Genomic DNA, 14,560 nt, shown 5'->3' on the forward strand with positions numbered 1-14,560 from the left:
CTCAATCCTCCATGACCATTGTCAATGCGCGGGCAATGCGGTCGGTGCCGGGGAAATAATCCCATTCCTGCGCATGGGGATAGGGTGTGTCCCAACCCGCAACCCGCAGGATGGGCGCGCGCAGATGCCAGAAACAGGCCTCTTGCACCTCGGCAATCAGTTCCGCGCCGAAGCCGCTGGTCCGCGTCGCCTCGTGCACCACGACGCAGCGGCCGGTCTTTTCGACCGAAGCGCGGATCGTATCCAGATCCAGCGGCAGCAAGGTGCGCAGGTCGATGATCTCGGCGTCGATCCCGGCCTGTTTCACGGCGGCCCCGGCGACATAGACCATCGTGCCATAAGTCAGCACGGTCACATCACTGCCCGGCCGGGTGATCATGGCCTGCCCCAGAGGCACGACATAGCGACCCTCGGGCACCTCGCTGGCGGGATGGGCGGACCATGGCACCGACTTGCCCGAATGATCGCCATAGAACGGCCCGTTATAGATGCGCTTGGGTTCAAGAAAGATCACCGGATCGGGGTCTTCGATGGCGGCGATCAGCAGGCCCTTGGCGTCATAGGGGGTCGAGGGGATGGCAACCTTCAGCCCGGCGACATGGGTAAACAGCGCCTCGGGGCTTTGGCTGTGGGTCTGGCCGCCGAAAATCCCGCCTCCGGTCGGCATCCTGACCACCAGCGGACAGGAAAACTGCTGGTTTGACCGGAATCGCAGCCGTGCCGCCTCTTGCGTGATCTGGTCATAGGCCGGAAAGACGTAATCGGCGAACTGGATTTCGACGCAGGGCTTCATCCCCTGCGCGGCCATGCCCACCGCCAGCCCGACAATGGCGCTTTCGTTGATGGGCGTGTCAAAGACGCGTTCCTCGCCATATTTCGCCTGCAACCCCGATGTGCAGCGGAACACCCCGCCAAAATAGCCGACATCCTCGCCGAACACGATGACCAAGGGGTCCGTGGCCAGCGAGACATCCATGGCGCTGCGCAGCGCCTCGATCATGGTCATGCTGGCCATCTCAGTACCCCATGTCCTGCCGCTGACGGCGCAGATGTTCAGGCATCTCGGCATAGACACCGCGAAAGATTTCTGCCGGCGAGACGGGCTTGGGCCTGATAAAGGTACCGTGGGATTCGACGGTTTTCTGAACCTCGGACACTTCGGCCAGCAGTTCCGCCGCGGTCTGGAGATGGCGTTCCTCGCTCCATTCGCCGCGCGCGATCATATGCGCCTTGAGCCGGTCAACGGGATCGCCAAGCGGCCATGCCGCCGCCTCGCCCCTGGCGCGATAGGCCGACGGGTCGTCAGAGGTCGAATGCGCGGCGGCGCGATAGGTGAACCATTCGATCACCACCGGCCCAAGGCCGGACCGCGCGCGTTCAACAGCCCATCGCGACACCGCCATGACCGCCAGATAATCATTGCCATCCACGCGCAGCGCCGGCACCCCATAGCCAAGGGCGCGCGCCGCGTAGGTCCGGCTTTTCCCTGCGGCAACGCCCGTATAGGTCGAGATCGCCCATTGGTTATTCACCACGTTCAACACCACCGGCGGCTGATAGACCGAGGCCGACAAAAGCGCGCTGTGAAAATCGTTCGAGGCTGTGGCCCCGTCGCCGATCCAGCCCGCCGCGATCTTGCCGTTTCCCCGGATGGCGCAGGCCATGGCCCATCCCACGGCCTGAACATATTGCGTCCCCAGATTGCCCGAGACCGAGAAATACCCGTAATCCCGTGCCGAATGCATGATCGGAAGCTGACGGCCCAGCAGGGGGTCCAGATCGTTCGAATAAAGCTGACCCATCAGCGATTCCAGCGGATAACCCGCCGCGACCAGCAGGGTCTGCTGGCGATAGGTCGGGAAATTCATGTCGCCCTGTTCCAACTGCCGCTGAAAGGCGCAACCGATCGCCTCTTCGCCGGTACATTGCAGATAGAACGAAGTCTTGCCCTGCCGCTGCGCATTCAGCATCCGGCGGTCAATGGCGCGCATCATCAGCATGTCGCGCAGGCCCTGACGCAGCGCATCGGCGGAAATCGTACCCAGATAATCCGCCCATGGCCCCACGGCCCGATGGTCGTCGTCCAGAACCCGTATCATGCCGACCGCGAAAGGCAGGCAATCATCGGCGGCACTGTCCAGCGGAGGAACCGGCAGGCTGCCGGCGGGCGGGATCTCGATCTCCGAGAAATCGGGCGCCTGATCGGGACGCGCGGGCGGGTGCGGGTGGATCAGATGCGGGTCGCTCATTTCGCTGGCATCCTTGTTGCGGCGTCAAGGCGGATCGCCTCGCCATTCAGCATCCGGTTTTCGACGATATGCAGGACAAGCGCGGCAAATTCCTCGGGATGGCCAAGCCGTGCGGGGAATGGCGCGTGGCGGGCAAGACCGTCCTGCACCTCTTGCGGAAAGGCGCTGACCATCGCGGTGCCAAAGATCCCCGGCGCAATGGCCATGACGCGGATGCCGTGGCGGGCAAGGTCGCGCGCCATCGGCAGGGTCATCCCCACGACCCCGCATTTCGATGCCGCATAGGCCAGTTGACCGATCTGCCCGTCCCATGCCGCGATCGAGGCGGTGTTGACGATCACCCCGCGCTCGCCCCCGGCATCCGCGTCCAGCGCAACCATACCTGCGGCCGATTGCGTGGCGACGTTGAAGGTGCCCGTCAGGTTGATGGCGACAACCCTGGCAAACAGGGCCGGATCATGCGCGCCTTCGCGCGTCACGGAACGATGGGCGGGCGCGATCCCGGCCCGTTCCTGACCATGGGCCGCGCGCAATGCCGCCAGCGCCGCAGCGACCGAAGCCGCGTCCGAGACGTCGCAGCGTGCAAAGGCCCCGCCCAGACGCGCGGCAGCATCGCGCGCCCCGGCCTCGGCCATGTCAAGGATGCCGACGCGGACGCCACGGGCCGATAGCGCCCCGGCAACCGCAAGGCCAAGCCCCGAAGCCGCGCCCGTCACGATTGCGGCAATCTGTGGCCCCGGTGTCATCGGCCCGTCCCTTTCAGCAATTCGCGCGAGATGTTGATGCGCTGCACGTCCGACGTGCCCTCATAGATCTGGCAGACCCGTACGTCGCGATAGATGCGTTCCAGCGGAAAATCGGCCAGACAGCCATACCCGCCAAGCGTCTGGATCGCGTCCGACACGACGCGCTCGGCCATCTGGCTGGCGAACAGCTTGGCGATCGAGGCCTCGCGCAGGCAGGGCTGCCCCGCATCCTTCAGCCGGGCCGCGTTCAGAACAAGCTGGCGCGCAGCCTCGACCTGCATGTCCATATCGGCCAGCCGGAAGGCGACGGCCTGATGCTGCACGATGGGCTTGCCAAAGGCGTGACGTTCCTGCGCATAGGCGGCCGCCACCTCCAGCGCCGCCTGCGCCATGCCCACCGATTGCGAGGCAATGCCGATCCGCCCGGTTTCCAGCGAGGACAGCGCGATCCTCAGCCCCTCGCCCTCGGAGCCGATCAGGTTTTCGGGGCCGATTTCCAGCCCGTCGAATGTCAGCGCGCAGGTATCCGACGCCTTCTGACCCAGTTTCCGCTCGGGTTCGCCAATGCCAAGCCCGGCGGTTCCGGCCTCGATATAAAAGGCGCTGATCCCCCGCTTGCCCGCTGCACGGTCAGTCACGGCAAAGGCGATCACACCCCCGGCGATCCGGGCCGAGGTGATGAACTGTTTCGACCCGTTCAGGACATAGCCCGATGCAGTCCGTTCCGCCGAACAGCGGATCGCCGCGGCGTCGCTGCCGGTATGCGGCTCGGTCAGGGCGAATGCGCCGATGAACGCACCCCGCGCCGCCGGGCGCAGCCAGCGATCCTGCTGCGCGGGCGCGGCAAAGCGGCTGAGGATGGAACAGAACGGCGCGTTATGGACCGACATCATGGTCGAAACCGCGCCATCCCCCGCTGCGATTTCCATCAGCGCAAGCGCGTAAGATACATAGTCGGCACCGATTCCGCCCTGATCTTCGGGCACGGTCATGCCCAGAAAACCAAGGTCGGCCATCCGGGCGATCACCTCGGGCTCGATCCGGCCCGCCGCCTCGCGCGCCGCCGCGCCGGGGGCCAACCGGTCGCGGCTGAAATCGCGGGCAGTCTGCCGGATCAGGCGCTGTTCGTCGCTGAACACCGCCGGCATGTCACGCCCTCTCGATGGCGATCGACAGGGCCTCGCCCCCGCCGATGCAGATCGAGGCGATGCCGCGTTTCAGCCCCCGTGCCTCAAGCGCGTGCAGCAGCGTCACGACAATGCGCGCGCCCGATGCGCCAATGGGATGGCCAAGCGCGCAAGCCCCGCCATTCACGTTCACGCGGTCATCGGGCAGGCCCAGATCGCGGATGAAGGCCATCGCCACCACGGCGAAAGCCTCGTTCACCTCCCACAGATCGACATCCGGGACCGCCCAGTTCAGCCTTTCCAGCAGCTTGCGCGTGGCCGCAACCGGCGCGGTGGTGAACAGCGCGGGGGCCTGCGCGTGGCCGACAGCGCCTGCGATCCAGGCGCGCGGGGTCAGGCCCGCCCCGGCAACCGCATCATCCGAGGCCAAAACCAGCGCCGCCGCCCCGTCCGATATCGACGACGAACTGGCCGCCGTCACGGTTCCGTCCGTACGGAAGGCAGGTTTCAGATGGGGAATCCGCTCGGGTCGGGCGGCACCGGGCTGTTCGTCCTGATCGACCAGCGTTTCGCCCTTGCGCGTGCGCACGGTGACGGGCACGATCTCGGCGGCATAGGCACCAGCCGCCTGCGCCGCCAGCGCCCGCTGCAAGGAGCGGATGGCAAACCCGTCCTGCGCCTCGCGGGTAAAGCTGTATTCATCGGCGCAGGCTTCGGCGAATTTGCCCATCAGCGCGCCCTTGTCATAGGCGTCCTCAAGCCCGTCGAAAAACATGTGATCCAGCGTCCGGCCATGGCCAAGCCTCTGACCGGTTCGCGAATTGGGGATCAGATGCGGCGCGTTCGACATGCTTTCCATGCCGCCCGCAACCATGATCCGCCCCTCGCCCGCCCGGATCCGCGCGGCGCAGTCGATGATCGCCTTCATGCCCGATCCGCAAACCTTGCTGATGGTGGTGGCAGGCACCGATTGCGGCAGCCCGGCCCCAAGCACCGCCTGCCGCGCCGGAGCCTGCCCGACGCCTGCGGGCAGCACCAGCCCCACCGCCGCCTCGTCTATGTCGCCCGGCGCGACCCCCGCATCCGCCACGGCGGCCTGAATTGCAAAGGCGGCCAGTTCCGGTGCCGTCAGGGTCGCAAATGCCCCCTGAAAGGCGGCCATTGGCGTTCTGCGTGCTGCAAGGATGGCGATTCGTGTCATGGCAGGCCCCGACTCGGATATGACGATGGGACAAGTATGAACCTGTTCTTGTGCATTTTCTTGCCTTTCGATTTCCCGAATGCGATTAATTTGGCATAGATCAGCCAATATTTTGGATATTTTGAGGAATTTCATGCGCGAACTGGACAATATGGATCTGGCGATCCTGCGCGTCATGCAACACGATGGCGGATTGGCAGTGGCGGAAATCGCCGATCAGGTGGGCCTGTCGCAATCGCCCTGCTCTCGCAGGATTGCGCAATTACAGAATAGCGGGGTGATTCTGGGCAAGCGCACCATCATGGATCCGCGCAAGCTGGGCTTTCAGACCATGGTGATCGTCCGCATCAAGCTGCACGCCCACGAGCAAAAGACCCTTGAGGCGTTCCAGAAAGCCGTGCGAGCGATCCCGGAAATCCAGATCGCGCTGCTGATATTGGGGGATTTCGATTTCTACCTTCGCATCGTCGTCCGCGACATCGACCATTACCAGCGCCTGATGCAAAGCAAGCTGGTCGGCCTGCCCGGCGTACGCGAGATGCAAAGCTCGGTTATTCTCGATGTCGTCAAGGACAGCACCGTGCTGCCGATATGACGGGGCAGAGGCCGGGCCGCCGATGCCTTAATCCTGTTCTGCGCGATAGACCGGGCGGGCCATCTGAAAGGTTTCCGGGTTTTTTGCATACCAGCCCGAACCGTGCAGCCGCGCGATCAGGTTCAGGCCGGGCGTGTCGATATAGGCGCGATCCGCGTCAAGAACGCAATCGTCGGCGACGTGAATGGCCAGAACCTCGCCGATGACAATGTTCTGGCCGGGGCCCGTTTCGACCACCGTATGGCGGCGGCATTCCAGCGCGACGGGTGCACCTGCAATGCGAGGCGGGGCGATATGGGCGGATGGCAGCGTCGTCAGGCCGGCCAGCGCGATCTCGCTGACGCCATAGGGTGCATCGGTGCAGGTCTGGTTCATCGCCTGCGCCAGATCGGCGCTGACCAGATTGACCACAAATTCGCCGGTCTCCAGAATATTGCGCACGCTGTCCTTCAGGCCCTTTTCGGGATGGGCGATCAGACCGATGGCGACGGTTGGGGGGGTGTGGCCCATGGCGTTGAAAAAGCTGTAGGGCGCGGCATTGACCACGCCGTCGGGCGACTGACTGCTGATCCAGGCGATCGGGCGGGGTGTCACCGTCGCGGTCAGCAGCTTGTAGCTGCGCTGCGGATCCTCGGGCGTCAGGTCAAACCGCATCGTCATCCCCCGAGGCCATGACAGCCCGCTGGCGCGATGTGTTAACCCGCAGAGAAAACACATCCGGGCGGGCATAATGGCCAGTCACGTCGAAATCGAACTTGGCGCGCGGGATTTCGGCCATGTCCAGGGTGGCGTAAAGGATCGTTTCGCTTTCGAAATGCGGTCCGGCAATGACCTGCCCAAGAGGCGAGACAATGGCCGAGCCGCCGCGCATCATGACCGTATCGGGCGCGTCGCCAAGGGCGCTTTCGTGATCCGGGCCGAACGCCTTGCGGGTGATGTACTGGCAGGCGGTCAGCACGAAGCAACGCCCCTCAAGCGCGATGTGGCGCATGCTGGGCAGCCATGTGTCACGGTCGTCCGCCGTGGGCGCGCAATAGATCGTGACGCCCTGATCGTACATATGCATACGCAGCGCCGGCATATAGTTTTCCCAGCAGATCACCGCGCCGATCACACCGAAATCAGTCGTGACCGCCTGCATCGTCGAGCCGTCACCAAAGCCCCAGATCAGCCGTTCAGCCGCAGTGGGCATCAGCTTGCGATGCTTGCCGGCGATGCCCTTCGCGCCGTCGATGAAGAGCGCCGTGCAATACAGCGTGGCCCCGTCGCGTTCGATGCAGCCCATGACGACAAAGGCCCCGGTTTCTGCGCAGGCCGTCAGCAAAGGCTCAAGCGCGGGGCTGTCCAGCGTCACCGAGGCGTCGAAATAGCGGCGGAATGCCTCGCGGCCCTCGGGTTTGCGCATGCCGATGGGCGCGCCAAAGCTGGCCCCCTTGGGATAGCCGCCGATGAATGCCTCGGGGAACACAACCAGCCGCGCGCCTTCGGAGGCGGCCTCGTGAACAGCCCGCGCGGCCTTTTCCGCCGAGGCGCGCGGGTCGGCGGGAATCGAGCCCAGTTGGGCGACAGCGACCTTGACCATGGGCTTACCCCTTCCCGTCCGGGGTGGCGTCGATGACCGGGTGGCGCAGCGTGCCGATACCCTCGACACAGGCAACGACCGTATCGCCCGGCCACAGCCATTCCTGCGGATTCCGCCCCGCGCCCACGCCTTCGGGCGTTCCGGTGGCGATGATGTCGCCGGGCTCCAGTGTGATCCCGGCCGAGATGTCGGCGATCAGTTCATCGACCTTGAACAGCATCTTCGCCGTGTTCGACCGCTGCTTTTCGACGCCGTTCACCGTCAGCCACAGATCCAGAACCTGCGGATCGGGAATGTCATCTGCGGTCACGATGCAGGGACCAAAGGGGGCATAGCTGTCCATGCCCTTGGAAAAGATCCACTGCCCCGCGCGCCGGTTGTCGCGCGCCGACACGTCGATCATCACCGAATAGCCAAAGACATGGTGCAGCGCATCGGCCCGGCTGACGGCGGTGGCGCGGGTGCCGATGATCGCCGCCAGCTCGACCTCCCAGTCAAGCTGCTGCGTGATCGCCTTGTTATGGCGGATCGGCTGGTCCGGTCCCACGACCGTGGTGGGCGGCTTGGAAAAGATCACCGGCTGGCGGGGCAGATCGGGCGAGGTGTCCAGCGCCGCCGCGCTTTCCGCGACATGATCGATATAATTCAGCCCGATTCCAAAGATGTTCTTGCGCGGGCAGGGGATGGGGGCCAGCAGCGTGACATTCTTCAGCGCCACCGCCGTGCCGATGGGCCATTCCCCCCCGACTGCATCCAGCGCCGAGCGAACCGCCTGCAATCCAACGCGGCCCTGATCGATCAGCCCCAGCATGTTGTCGGGAAAAATCTGCCCGCAGGCCGCGCCAAGCTCGGCCACATCCACGACCAGATCGTCCAGGATCACGCCCAGCCTTGCCCCAGCTTCGATTCCCGCCCTGTATGTCACAAGTTTCATGTTAACCTCGCTTCTGGAAAAGGAGAGAGGGCTGCCCGAACCGCATATGATGTGATTCCAAGGTCATATCGTCCACAATATGATCGATCCCCCTCTGTCCCTTCCTATCACCGCACACGATTGCTGTCTTGCCGATTTTTCCGCGACATGTGAAACCAGAGAGCATCTTGCCGAGATGCCTGCCGAACGGCAAAATCCGGGCGCAGCGCGTCACCGGCACCCTTTGTCGCCCGACTTCTTGACAGGTTGGAAAAGTGCATACCCCCATGACGGCGAAACGGGCTGCCACAAACCGCAGTTTGTGAAATGGTGCCGGCAGAGGGAATTGAACCCCCGACCCCGAGATTACAAATCACGTGCTCTACCAGCTGAGCTATACCGGCATCTTTCTGGTGTATGGCGGATCAGGCCGCCGTCTGTCCTGCGATAACGCGCGGTGACGGTTTGCGCAAGCCAAGGTTCGCGCGGGCCAGCAGGCCGACCGCAAGAAAGCCCACCAGAACCACCAGCAGCGCGGCGGGGGCGGCGTTGCCAAGGTCTTCGAGGCTGGCTTTCTCATGCGCGCGGGTGGCGAGGGTTTCATAGTTGAAGGGGCGCAACAGCAGCGTGGCGGGCAGTTCCTTGCAGCAATCGACAAAAACCAGCAGCAGCGCCGAGCCGATCGAGCCGCGCATCAGTGGCACGAAAACATCGCGCAGCACCCCCCTTGTGTCCCGCCCCAACGAGCGGGCGGCCATGGGCAGCGAAGGTGAGACGCGGGTAAAGGCTCCGTCGATAGCACCCTGCCCGATGGCGAAAAATCGCACCAGATAGGCAAAGACGATGGCTGCACCGCTGCCGGTCAGGATCAGCCCCGGATCGGTTCCGGTCAGGGCCAGCCATGCGTCCGCAACGCGGTGATCCAGCGCCGCAAGCGGGATCAGGATGCCCACCGCCAGCACCGCCCCCGGCGCGGCATAGCCGACCGCAGTGACAGGCATCAGCAGGCGCGGCATGGCCCGCCCCGACAGCCGCACGCCATAGACCAGGATCAGAGCCAGCCCCACCGTCAGCAGAGACGCGACCGCGCCAAGGCTGACCGTGTGCCATGCCGCCTGACCCAGTCCAGGCGTCACCCAGCCTTGCGGATAGGCCAGCGCAAAGGTCAGAATCACGCCCACCGGCAGCACGAACCCCAGCGCAAAGGGCAGGACACAGGCCAGCACCGCCCCGGCCGCGGCCAGCCCGTACAGGCGCTGCCGCATGATCGGGCGCGGCTGACGGGCATTCTGGTGATAGCGGGCATTGCGGCGCCCGAACCGTTCCCACAGCACCAGAATGACAACGATCAGCAGGATGACACAGGCGATCTGCGCCGCACCTCCGGCATTGCGGCGTTCCAGCCATGTCGTGAAAATGCCGGTATTCAGCGTCTGCACCCCGAAATAGCTGACCACCCCGTAATCCGCGACAGATTCCATCATGGCGATGGCCGCGCCCGCGACGATGGCAGGCCGCGCCAGCGGCAGGCCCACGCGCCGGAACAGCCCCCAGGGACCGGTGCCAAGGGCGCGGGCGACCTCGTAGGCGCTGCCGGACTGTTCGTTCAGGGCGGTGCGGGTCAGCAGATAGACATAGGGATACAGCGCCGCCGACAGCACAAGGATCGCCGCCTCGATCGAGCGGATGCGCGGGAACCAGTAATCGCGGGCGCTGGTCCAGCCGAAAACCTCGCGCAGGGCAGTCTGCACCGGGCCGCTGTAATCCAGAAAATCGGCCAGCGCATAGGCACCGATATAGGCCGGCACCGCCAGCGGCAGCAGCAGCAGCCATTCCAGCCCCCGCCGGCCCGGAAAATCATACATGCTGACCAGCCATGCCGCACCCGCCCCCATTCCCGCCGACAGCAGCCCCGTCCCCAGCGCAAGGATGACCGTGTTCAGGAAATAGCGCGGCAGGACGGTAGACAACAGATGCGGCCAGATATTGTCCGACGGGTTCAGCGCCATCCAGACCACCGCCGCCACCGGCATCATCACCAGAGCGGCGATCAGCAACGCGGCCACCGACCATCCCGGCCCGCCATTGTGGCGCAGGGCGTGATCATGACGGCGGCGGCGCGGTGACGGGGCTGACGGTGTGCTCATTCCCTCGCGATAGCGTAAAGCGGTTTCACTGTCCACGAATGCCCGCTATCCTGACTTGATCGGTGCAGAGTATAAATAAAATACAATTGAGGGGCGAACTCGATGCAGATGGTGTTTCATATCGGCGTGCATGCGACGGATGGCGACCGGCTGTTGAAAACATTGCTGAACAACCGTGGCTGGCTGTTGAATCACGGCACCGAGGTCGTGCTGCCGAACCGGCATCGCGGTCTGTTCGAAGAGGCGCTGATGGGCCTCAACGGCGGCAGCGCCACGCATGAGATGGAACAGATCATGCTGGACGCGATCCTGGAAAGCGAATCGCCGCGGCGCGTGGTCTTTTCTACCCAGACCTTCATGGGTGCACCCGGACGCGCCGTCACGCGCGAAGGGTTCTATGCCCAGATGGGCCGACGGATTGCGGCGCTGTCCAATCTGTTTCCCAATGCCGAGGCAGAGTTTTTTGTGGCCCTGCGCAATCCGGCAACACTGCTGACCGATGTGTTGCAGCAATTCTCGGGCGGGGATTACACCACGCTGATGCAGGGCAAGCTGCCGCTGGATCTGCGTTGGCGTGACCCGATCCAGCAGCTTGTGCAGGCGGCGCAGGGGCGGCGCGTGGTTGCCTGGTGCCACGAGGATGTACTGCTGATCTGGCCCGAAGTGGTGCGCCTGATCGGCAATATTCCCTCTCATGTGCCGCTGTCGGGTGCGCTGACCTATGTGCAAGAGGTGCTGGACGAGACGGGCATGGAAAAGCTGCGCGAGGCGCTTGGTTCGCGCGATCAGATGACCGTCACCCAACGCCGCGAGTTGCAGTCGGCAATCCTGCTGCGCGAGGCGCCGGATGGCGCATTCGATCAAGAGGTGGATTTGCCCGACTGGTCGCAGGAACTGGTCGATCAGGTCACTGCGAATTATCATCAGGACGTGGCCGAGATTGCAGTTCTGCCCGGCGTCGAATTCATCCTGCCCTGAAAGCTTTCCTGACGCCTTTCCCGACCGGAGCACGAAAAAGGCGCGCCGCAGAGGGCGCGCCGTTCAACCGGTCGAGGGCCTGCGCTCAGCCGGCGCGGCGATCCGCCAGCAAATCGCGGATCTGGGCCAGCAGTTCCTCTTGCGAGGGGCCGGCCGGGGCCTCTTCGGCGGGGGCCTCATCGCGCATCGCGGCATCCTTGACGCGGTTCACGCCCTTGACCAGCAGGAACACCACCCAGGCGATGATCAGGAAGTTGATGACCGCCGTCAGGAAAGAACCATAGGCAAAAATGGCCGCCCCCGCGTCGCGGGCCGCCTTGAGGCTGGCACCATCGGGAACATTGCCCTTCATCACGAAATACTGGCTGGAAAAGTCGATTCCGCCGGTAATCGCGCCGATAATCGGGTTGATCAGATCACCCACCAACGAATTGACGATCGCCGTAAAGGCAGCACCGATAATGATACCTACGGCCATGTCCATGACATTCCCGCGGGCAATAAACTCTCTGAATTCCTTCAGCATAGGTTTGCGATCCCCTGTTTGGCGCGACTGACTGCCGACATCGAAATCGTAGTGTGCACGACGCGTCAAGCCAACATGAAGAAACTGCCTATATCGGACAGAAGGCCGCAGCCCGCTGTGTCGGCGGCATTCCGCCTACCGGCAGAGACCCAGGGCGATCCGTGCCGGGCTGCGCAGGTTGCCGGGTGCGGGCTACGCACCCGGCGCGGATAGTCCCGCTGCTTACTGCGCCTTGGCCAGCTTGTCGTCGATGATCTTCTTCATGGCATCCCATGACTCGTTGCTGACCAGTTCGCCGCCGATGACGAAGGACGGTGTCGCCTCGATCTTGTCCGCCGTGGCGTTTTTCTGATAGGTGGCGATCAGGCTTTCGGCCTTGGCCTTGTCGTCCCAGCAGGCCGTCATCTGTTCATCGGTCATCCCGGCCTTCAGCCCGATCTTGCGCAGATTCGCGGCAATCTCGTCGCCCGAACCGCCGCCCAGCCAGCTCCGCTGTTCATCAAACAGCATGTCGGACACGGCATAGTATTTGTCATCGCCGCCGCAGCGCGCAAGGATGCCCGCCCACAATCCGACCGGGTCGAAATAGACATCGCGCTGGATGAACCTGACCTTGCCGGTGTCGATATATTCGGCCTTCAGCTTGGGCAGGTTCTCGTCGTGAAACGCGGCGCAATGCCCGCAGGTAAAGCTGGCATATTCGATGATGGTCAGCGGCGCGTCCTCGGCCCCCATCGTGACATCGGGCTGGATCTGCACCTCGGTTGCCGTTTCGGCGGGGGCAGTCTGCGCAAGGGCGGGCGAAGCCAGCGCCAGCGCCAGAGCGGTTGCGGCAGAGCGGATCAGCATGGGGTTATCCTTTCGGTTTCTTGTGGTAACTGATGTTCAGCGCCAACCGGGCCATCGCCTCGGCAAGCACCGGGTCATCGAACTGCGTGGCCACCTCGCGCGCACGGGCCTCGGCCTTGGGGTCGGGCACGGGGGGCCTGGGCGGCGGCGCGGCCACAAATTGCGCCTGTCCTTCGGCAAAGCCGCTGGCGGCGGTCTGGGTCAGCACGATTTTCTGCACGGCATTATAGCCGTAACAGGCATTCACCCGTTCGCGCAGTTGCGGCAACTGCATCTCGACCATGGGGGCGGTCGCGCCGCTGGTCAACAGTGTCAGCGTCGCGCCAAAGCTGCCGCGACCATGACTGATCCGCACGGGCCGCGTGATCGCCGCCAGTTTTTCGCCCGCGATTTCAGGCCAGTGAGTCAGCAACCGGCTGACCGCGAAGCCCCTCCCCTCGGCTGCCTTCTGCACGCGCTGTGACAACAGCGATGACGCTGCCTCAAAGCCGCGTCGGCGGCGGGCGGGTGTCGAAGGGGGGTGGGGTCTCTGGGCCATGGCTGCCGGATAGGTTATCACTGCCCTATCCTTAATCAGCGGATACGGAATGGGAAAGCGCAAGGGGTGGTCGTGGTGCTGAAAAATGCGTGACAACAAGGTGATCGCGGCGCGACTGCTGGACTGGTACGACCGCCATGCACGGGTGCTGCCCTGGCGCGTTCTTCCCGGTCAGGGCCGGGCCGATCCCTATCGCGTCTGGCTGTCCGAGGTGATGCTGCAACAGACCACAGTCGCCGCAGTCAAGGACTATTTCCAGCGCTTCACGACGCTGTGGCCCACCGTCGCCCATCTTGCCGCCGCCGAGGATGCCCGCGTCATGGCCGAATGGGCGGGGCTTGGATATTACGCAAGGGCGCGCAACCTGCTGGCCTGTGCGCGAATCGTTGCCCGCGACGGCTTTCCGGCAACGCGCGACGGGTTGCTGGCCCTGCCCGGCATCGGCCCCTACACGGCCGCCGCCATTGCCGCCATCGCCCATGACTCGCCTGAAACCGTGGTCGATGGCAATGTCGAGCGGGTGGTGGCGCGGCTGTTCGGAGTGCTGACCCCCCTGCCCGCCGCCAAACCAGAGCTGATCGCACTGGCCACCACCCTGACCCCGCAGCACCGGCCCGGAGATTACGCGCAGGCCATGATGGATCTGGGCGCGACGATCTGCACACCGCGCAATCCGGCCTGCGGCATCTGCCCCCTGACCACTGATTGCGACGCCCGCACGCAGGGCATCGCGCCCGACCTGCCCCGCAAAGCCGAAAAGGCACAAAAACCCGCCCGTACCGGCATCGCCTGGGTCGCGCGGCATGGCGATGCGCTGGTGTTGGAGGAACGCCCCGCCAAGGGCCTGCTGGGCGGCACGCTGGCCTTCCCCTCGACTGGCTGGGACGGACGGCAAATGGACCCACCCGGCCCCGCGAACTGGCGCGACATCGGCGAGGTTCGCCATGTTTTTACCCATTTCAGCCTGTCGATGCGGGTATTGGCAGGCGATCTGACCGGCAATCCGGGGCGCGGCCAGCTTGTGCCGATTGCCCGCATCGACCGAAACGCCCTGCCCGGACTGATGCGCAAGATCTGGGATGTGGCGAAAGACGAGCTTCGGGCGTAGA

Annotated in this window: 15 protein-coding genes and 1 tRNA gene; 3 read left to right on the plus strand and 13 right to left on the minus strand. The window is 64.4% G+C overall.

Annotated elements, in window-relative coordinates:
* Position 1: 1 nt before the first annotated feature.
* The 5 genes from ACK5L9_RS02435 to ACK5L9_RS02455 are packed head-to-tail and all read right to left on the minus strand — an operon-like array spanning position 2 to position 5,323.
* A complete protein-coding gene (locus ACK5L9_RS02435) occupies positions 2–1,015 on the minus strand; it encodes an alpha-ketoacid dehydrogenase subunit beta (RefSeq protein ID WP_416909855.1) in 1,014 nt (337 codons plus the stop codon).
* 1 nt (position 1,016) lies between these two features.
* On the minus strand, positions 1,017–2,249 hold the full coding sequence (locus tag ACK5L9_RS02440) for a thiamine pyrophosphate-dependent dehydrogenase E1 component subunit alpha (RefSeq protein ID WP_416909856.1): 1,233 nt from the start codon (positions 2,247–2,249) through the stop codon (positions 1,017–1,019).
* Positions 2,246–2,995: an SDR family NAD(P)-dependent oxidoreductase gene (locus ACK5L9_RS02445; RefSeq protein WP_416909857.1), complete on the minus strand. Its 750-nt coding sequence runs from the start codon at positions 2,993–2,995 to the stop codon at positions 2,246–2,248. The genes ACK5L9_RS02440 and ACK5L9_RS02445 overlap by 4 nt, the downstream gene beginning before the upstream one ends.
* On the minus strand, positions 2,992–4,143 hold the full coding sequence (locus tag ACK5L9_RS02450) for an acyl-CoA dehydrogenase family protein (RefSeq protein WP_416909858.1): 1,152 nt from the start codon (positions 4,141–4,143) through the stop codon (positions 2,992–2,994). The genes ACK5L9_RS02445 and ACK5L9_RS02450 overlap by 4 nt, the downstream gene beginning before the upstream one ends.
* A 1-nt stretch (position 4,144) precedes the next feature.
* A complete protein-coding gene (locus ACK5L9_RS02455; RefSeq protein WP_416909859.1) occupies positions 4,145–5,323 on the minus strand; it encodes a thiolase family protein in 1,179 nt (392 codons plus the stop codon).
* Between the two features lie 133 nt (positions 5,324–5,456).
* Between ACK5L9_RS02455 and ACK5L9_RS02460 the strand changes: the two genes are divergently transcribed.
* Positions 5,457–5,918, plus strand: a complete 462-nt coding sequence (locus tag ACK5L9_RS02460) for an Lrp/AsnC family transcriptional regulator (protein WP_416909860.1) — start codon at positions 5,457–5,459, stop codon at positions 5,916–5,918.
* A gap of 27 nt (positions 5,919–5,945) precedes the next feature.
* Here the strand turns inward: ACK5L9_RS02460 and ACK5L9_RS02465 are convergent, their stop codons facing one another.
* From ACK5L9_RS02465 to ACK5L9_RS02485, 5 genes are all read right to left on the minus strand, one after another.
* Positions 5,946–6,572, minus strand: coding sequence for a flavin reductase family protein (locus ACK5L9_RS02465; RefSeq protein ID WP_416909861.1), 627 nt, complete (start codon positions 6,570–6,572; stop codon positions 5,946–5,948).
* Complete coding sequence (locus ACK5L9_RS02470; RefSeq protein ID WP_416909862.1) at positions 6,562–7,500, minus strand: carbon-nitrogen hydrolase family protein; 939 nt, start codon at positions 7,498–7,500, stop codon at positions 6,562–6,564. Before ACK5L9_RS02470 ends, ACK5L9_RS02465 begins: the two co-directional genes overlap by 11 nt.
* A 4-nt stretch (positions 7,501–7,504) precedes the next feature.
* Positions 7,505–8,434 (minus strand): fumarylacetoacetate hydrolase family protein, encoded by a 930-nt coding sequence (locus tag ACK5L9_RS02475; protein WP_416909863.1) that lies wholly within the window; start codon positions 8,432–8,434, stop codon positions 7,505–7,507.
* Positions 8,435–8,741: 307 nt separating this feature from the next.
* Positions 8,742–8,817, minus strand: a tRNA-Thr gene (locus ACK5L9_RS02480).
* A gap of 21 nt (positions 8,818–8,838) precedes the next feature.
* The gene (locus ACK5L9_RS02485) at positions 8,839–10,560 is read right to left on the minus strand and encodes an ABC transporter permease (protein ID WP_416909864.1); all 1,722 of its coding nucleotides are present in this window, start codon (positions 10,558–10,560) and stop codon (positions 8,839–8,841) included.
* Positions 10,561–10,662: 102 nt separating this feature from the next.
* Between ACK5L9_RS02485 and ACK5L9_RS02490 the strand changes: the two genes are divergently transcribed.
* A complete protein-coding gene (locus ACK5L9_RS02490; protein WP_416909865.1) occupies positions 10,663–11,538 on the plus strand; it encodes a hypothetical protein in 876 nt (291 codons plus the stop codon).
* An 85-nt stretch (positions 11,539–11,623) separates the two neighbouring features.
* Here the strand turns inward: ACK5L9_RS02490 and mscL are convergent, their stop codons facing one another.
* The 3 genes from mscL to ACK5L9_RS02505 form a co-directional block, all read right to left on the minus strand.
* Positions 11,624–12,064 (minus strand): large conductance mechanosensitive channel protein MscL, encoded by a 441-nt coding sequence (mscL, locus tag ACK5L9_RS02495; RefSeq protein ID WP_416909866.1) that lies wholly within the window; start codon positions 12,062–12,064, stop codon positions 11,624–11,626.
* Between the two features lie 222 nt (positions 12,065–12,286).
* Entirely contained in the window at positions 12,287–12,913 is a 627-nt protein-coding gene (locus tag ACK5L9_RS02500; RefSeq protein ID WP_416909867.1) for a DsbA family protein, read from the minus strand.
* A gap of 4 nt (positions 12,914–12,917) precedes the next feature.
* On the minus strand, positions 12,918–13,451 hold the full coding sequence (locus ACK5L9_RS02505; RefSeq protein WP_416909908.1) for a DUF721 domain-containing protein: 534 nt from the start codon (positions 13,449–13,451) through the stop codon (positions 12,918–12,920).
* 85 nt (positions 13,452–13,536) lie between these two features.
* Here ACK5L9_RS02505 and ACK5L9_RS02510 point away from each other — a divergent pair, with 85 nt between their 5' ends.
* Positions 13,537–14,559: an A/G-specific adenine glycosylase gene (locus ACK5L9_RS02510; protein ID WP_416909868.1), complete on the plus strand. Its 1,023-nt coding sequence runs from the start codon at positions 13,537–13,539 to the stop codon at positions 14,557–14,559.
* Position 14,560: the final 1 nt, after the last annotated feature.

This window comes from Paracoccus sp. (in: a-proteobacteria), from assembly GCF_047973135.1.
Taxonomy (GTDB): domain Bacteria; phylum Pseudomonadota; class Alphaproteobacteria; order Rhodobacterales; family Rhodobacteraceae; genus Paracoccus.

What these genes read in the sequence shown, in the direction of transcription:
- ACK5L9_RS02450 (WP_416909858.1), bottom strand. Translation starts at nt 4,143, where the DNA reads ATGCCGGCGGTGTTCAGCGACGAACAGCGCCTGATCCGGCAGACTGCC.
- ACK5L9_RS02440 (WP_416909856.1), bottom strand. Translation starts at nt 2,249, where the DNA reads ATGAGCGACCCGCATCTGATCCACCCGCACCCGCCCGCGCGTCCCGAT.
- ACK5L9_RS02505 (WP_416909908.1), bottom strand. Translation starts at nt 13,451, where the DNA reads ATGGCCCAGAGACCCCACCCCCCTTCGACACCCGCCCGCCGCCGACGC.
- ACK5L9_RS02455 (WP_416909859.1), bottom strand. Translation starts at nt 5,323, where the DNA reads ATGACACGAATCGCCATCCTTGCAGCACGCAGAACGCCAATGGCCGCC.
- ACK5L9_RS02500 (WP_416909867.1), bottom strand. Translation starts at nt 12,913, where the DNA reads ATGCTGATCCGCTCTGCCGCAACCGCTCTGGCGCTGGCGCTGGCTTCG.
- ACK5L9_RS02435 (WP_416909855.1), bottom strand. Translation starts at nt 1,015, where the DNA reads ATGGCCAGCATGACCATGATCGAGGCGCTGCGCAGCGCCATGGATGTC.
- ACK5L9_RS02490 (WP_416909865.1), top strand. Translation starts at nt 10,663, where the DNA reads ATGCAGATGGTGTTTCATATCGGCGTGCATGCGACGGATGGCGACCGG.
- ACK5L9_RS02470 (WP_416909862.1), bottom strand. Translation starts at nt 7,500, where the DNA reads ATGGTCAAGGTCGCTGTCGCCCAACTGGGCTCGATTCCCGCCGACCCG.
- ACK5L9_RS02485 (WP_416909864.1), bottom strand. Translation starts at nt 10,560, where the DNA reads ATGAGCACACCGTCAGCCCCGTCACCGCGCCGCCGCCGTCATGATCAC.
- ACK5L9_RS02510 (WP_416909868.1), top strand. Translation starts at nt 13,537, where the DNA reads ATGCGTGACAACAAGGTGATCGCGGCGCGACTGCTGGACTGGTACGAC.
- ACK5L9_RS02460 (WP_416909860.1), top strand. Translation starts at nt 5,457, where the DNA reads ATGCGCGAACTGGACAATATGGATCTGGCGATCCTGCGCGTCATGCAA.
- ACK5L9_RS02475 (WP_416909863.1), bottom strand. Translation starts at nt 8,434, where the DNA reads ATGAAACTTGTGACATACAGGGCGGGAATCGAAGCTGGGGCAAGGCTG.
- ACK5L9_RS02465 (WP_416909861.1), bottom strand. Translation starts at nt 6,572, where the DNA reads ATGCGGTTTGACCTGACGCCCGAGGATCCGCAGCGCAGCTACAAGCTG.
- mscL (WP_416909866.1), bottom strand. Translation starts at nt 12,064, where the DNA reads ATGCTGAAGGAATTCAGAGAGTTTATTGCCCGCGGGAATGTCATGGAC.
- ACK5L9_RS02445 (WP_416909857.1), bottom strand. Translation starts at nt 2,995, where the DNA reads ATGACACCGGGGCCACAGATTGCCGCAATCGTGACGGGCGCGGCTTCG.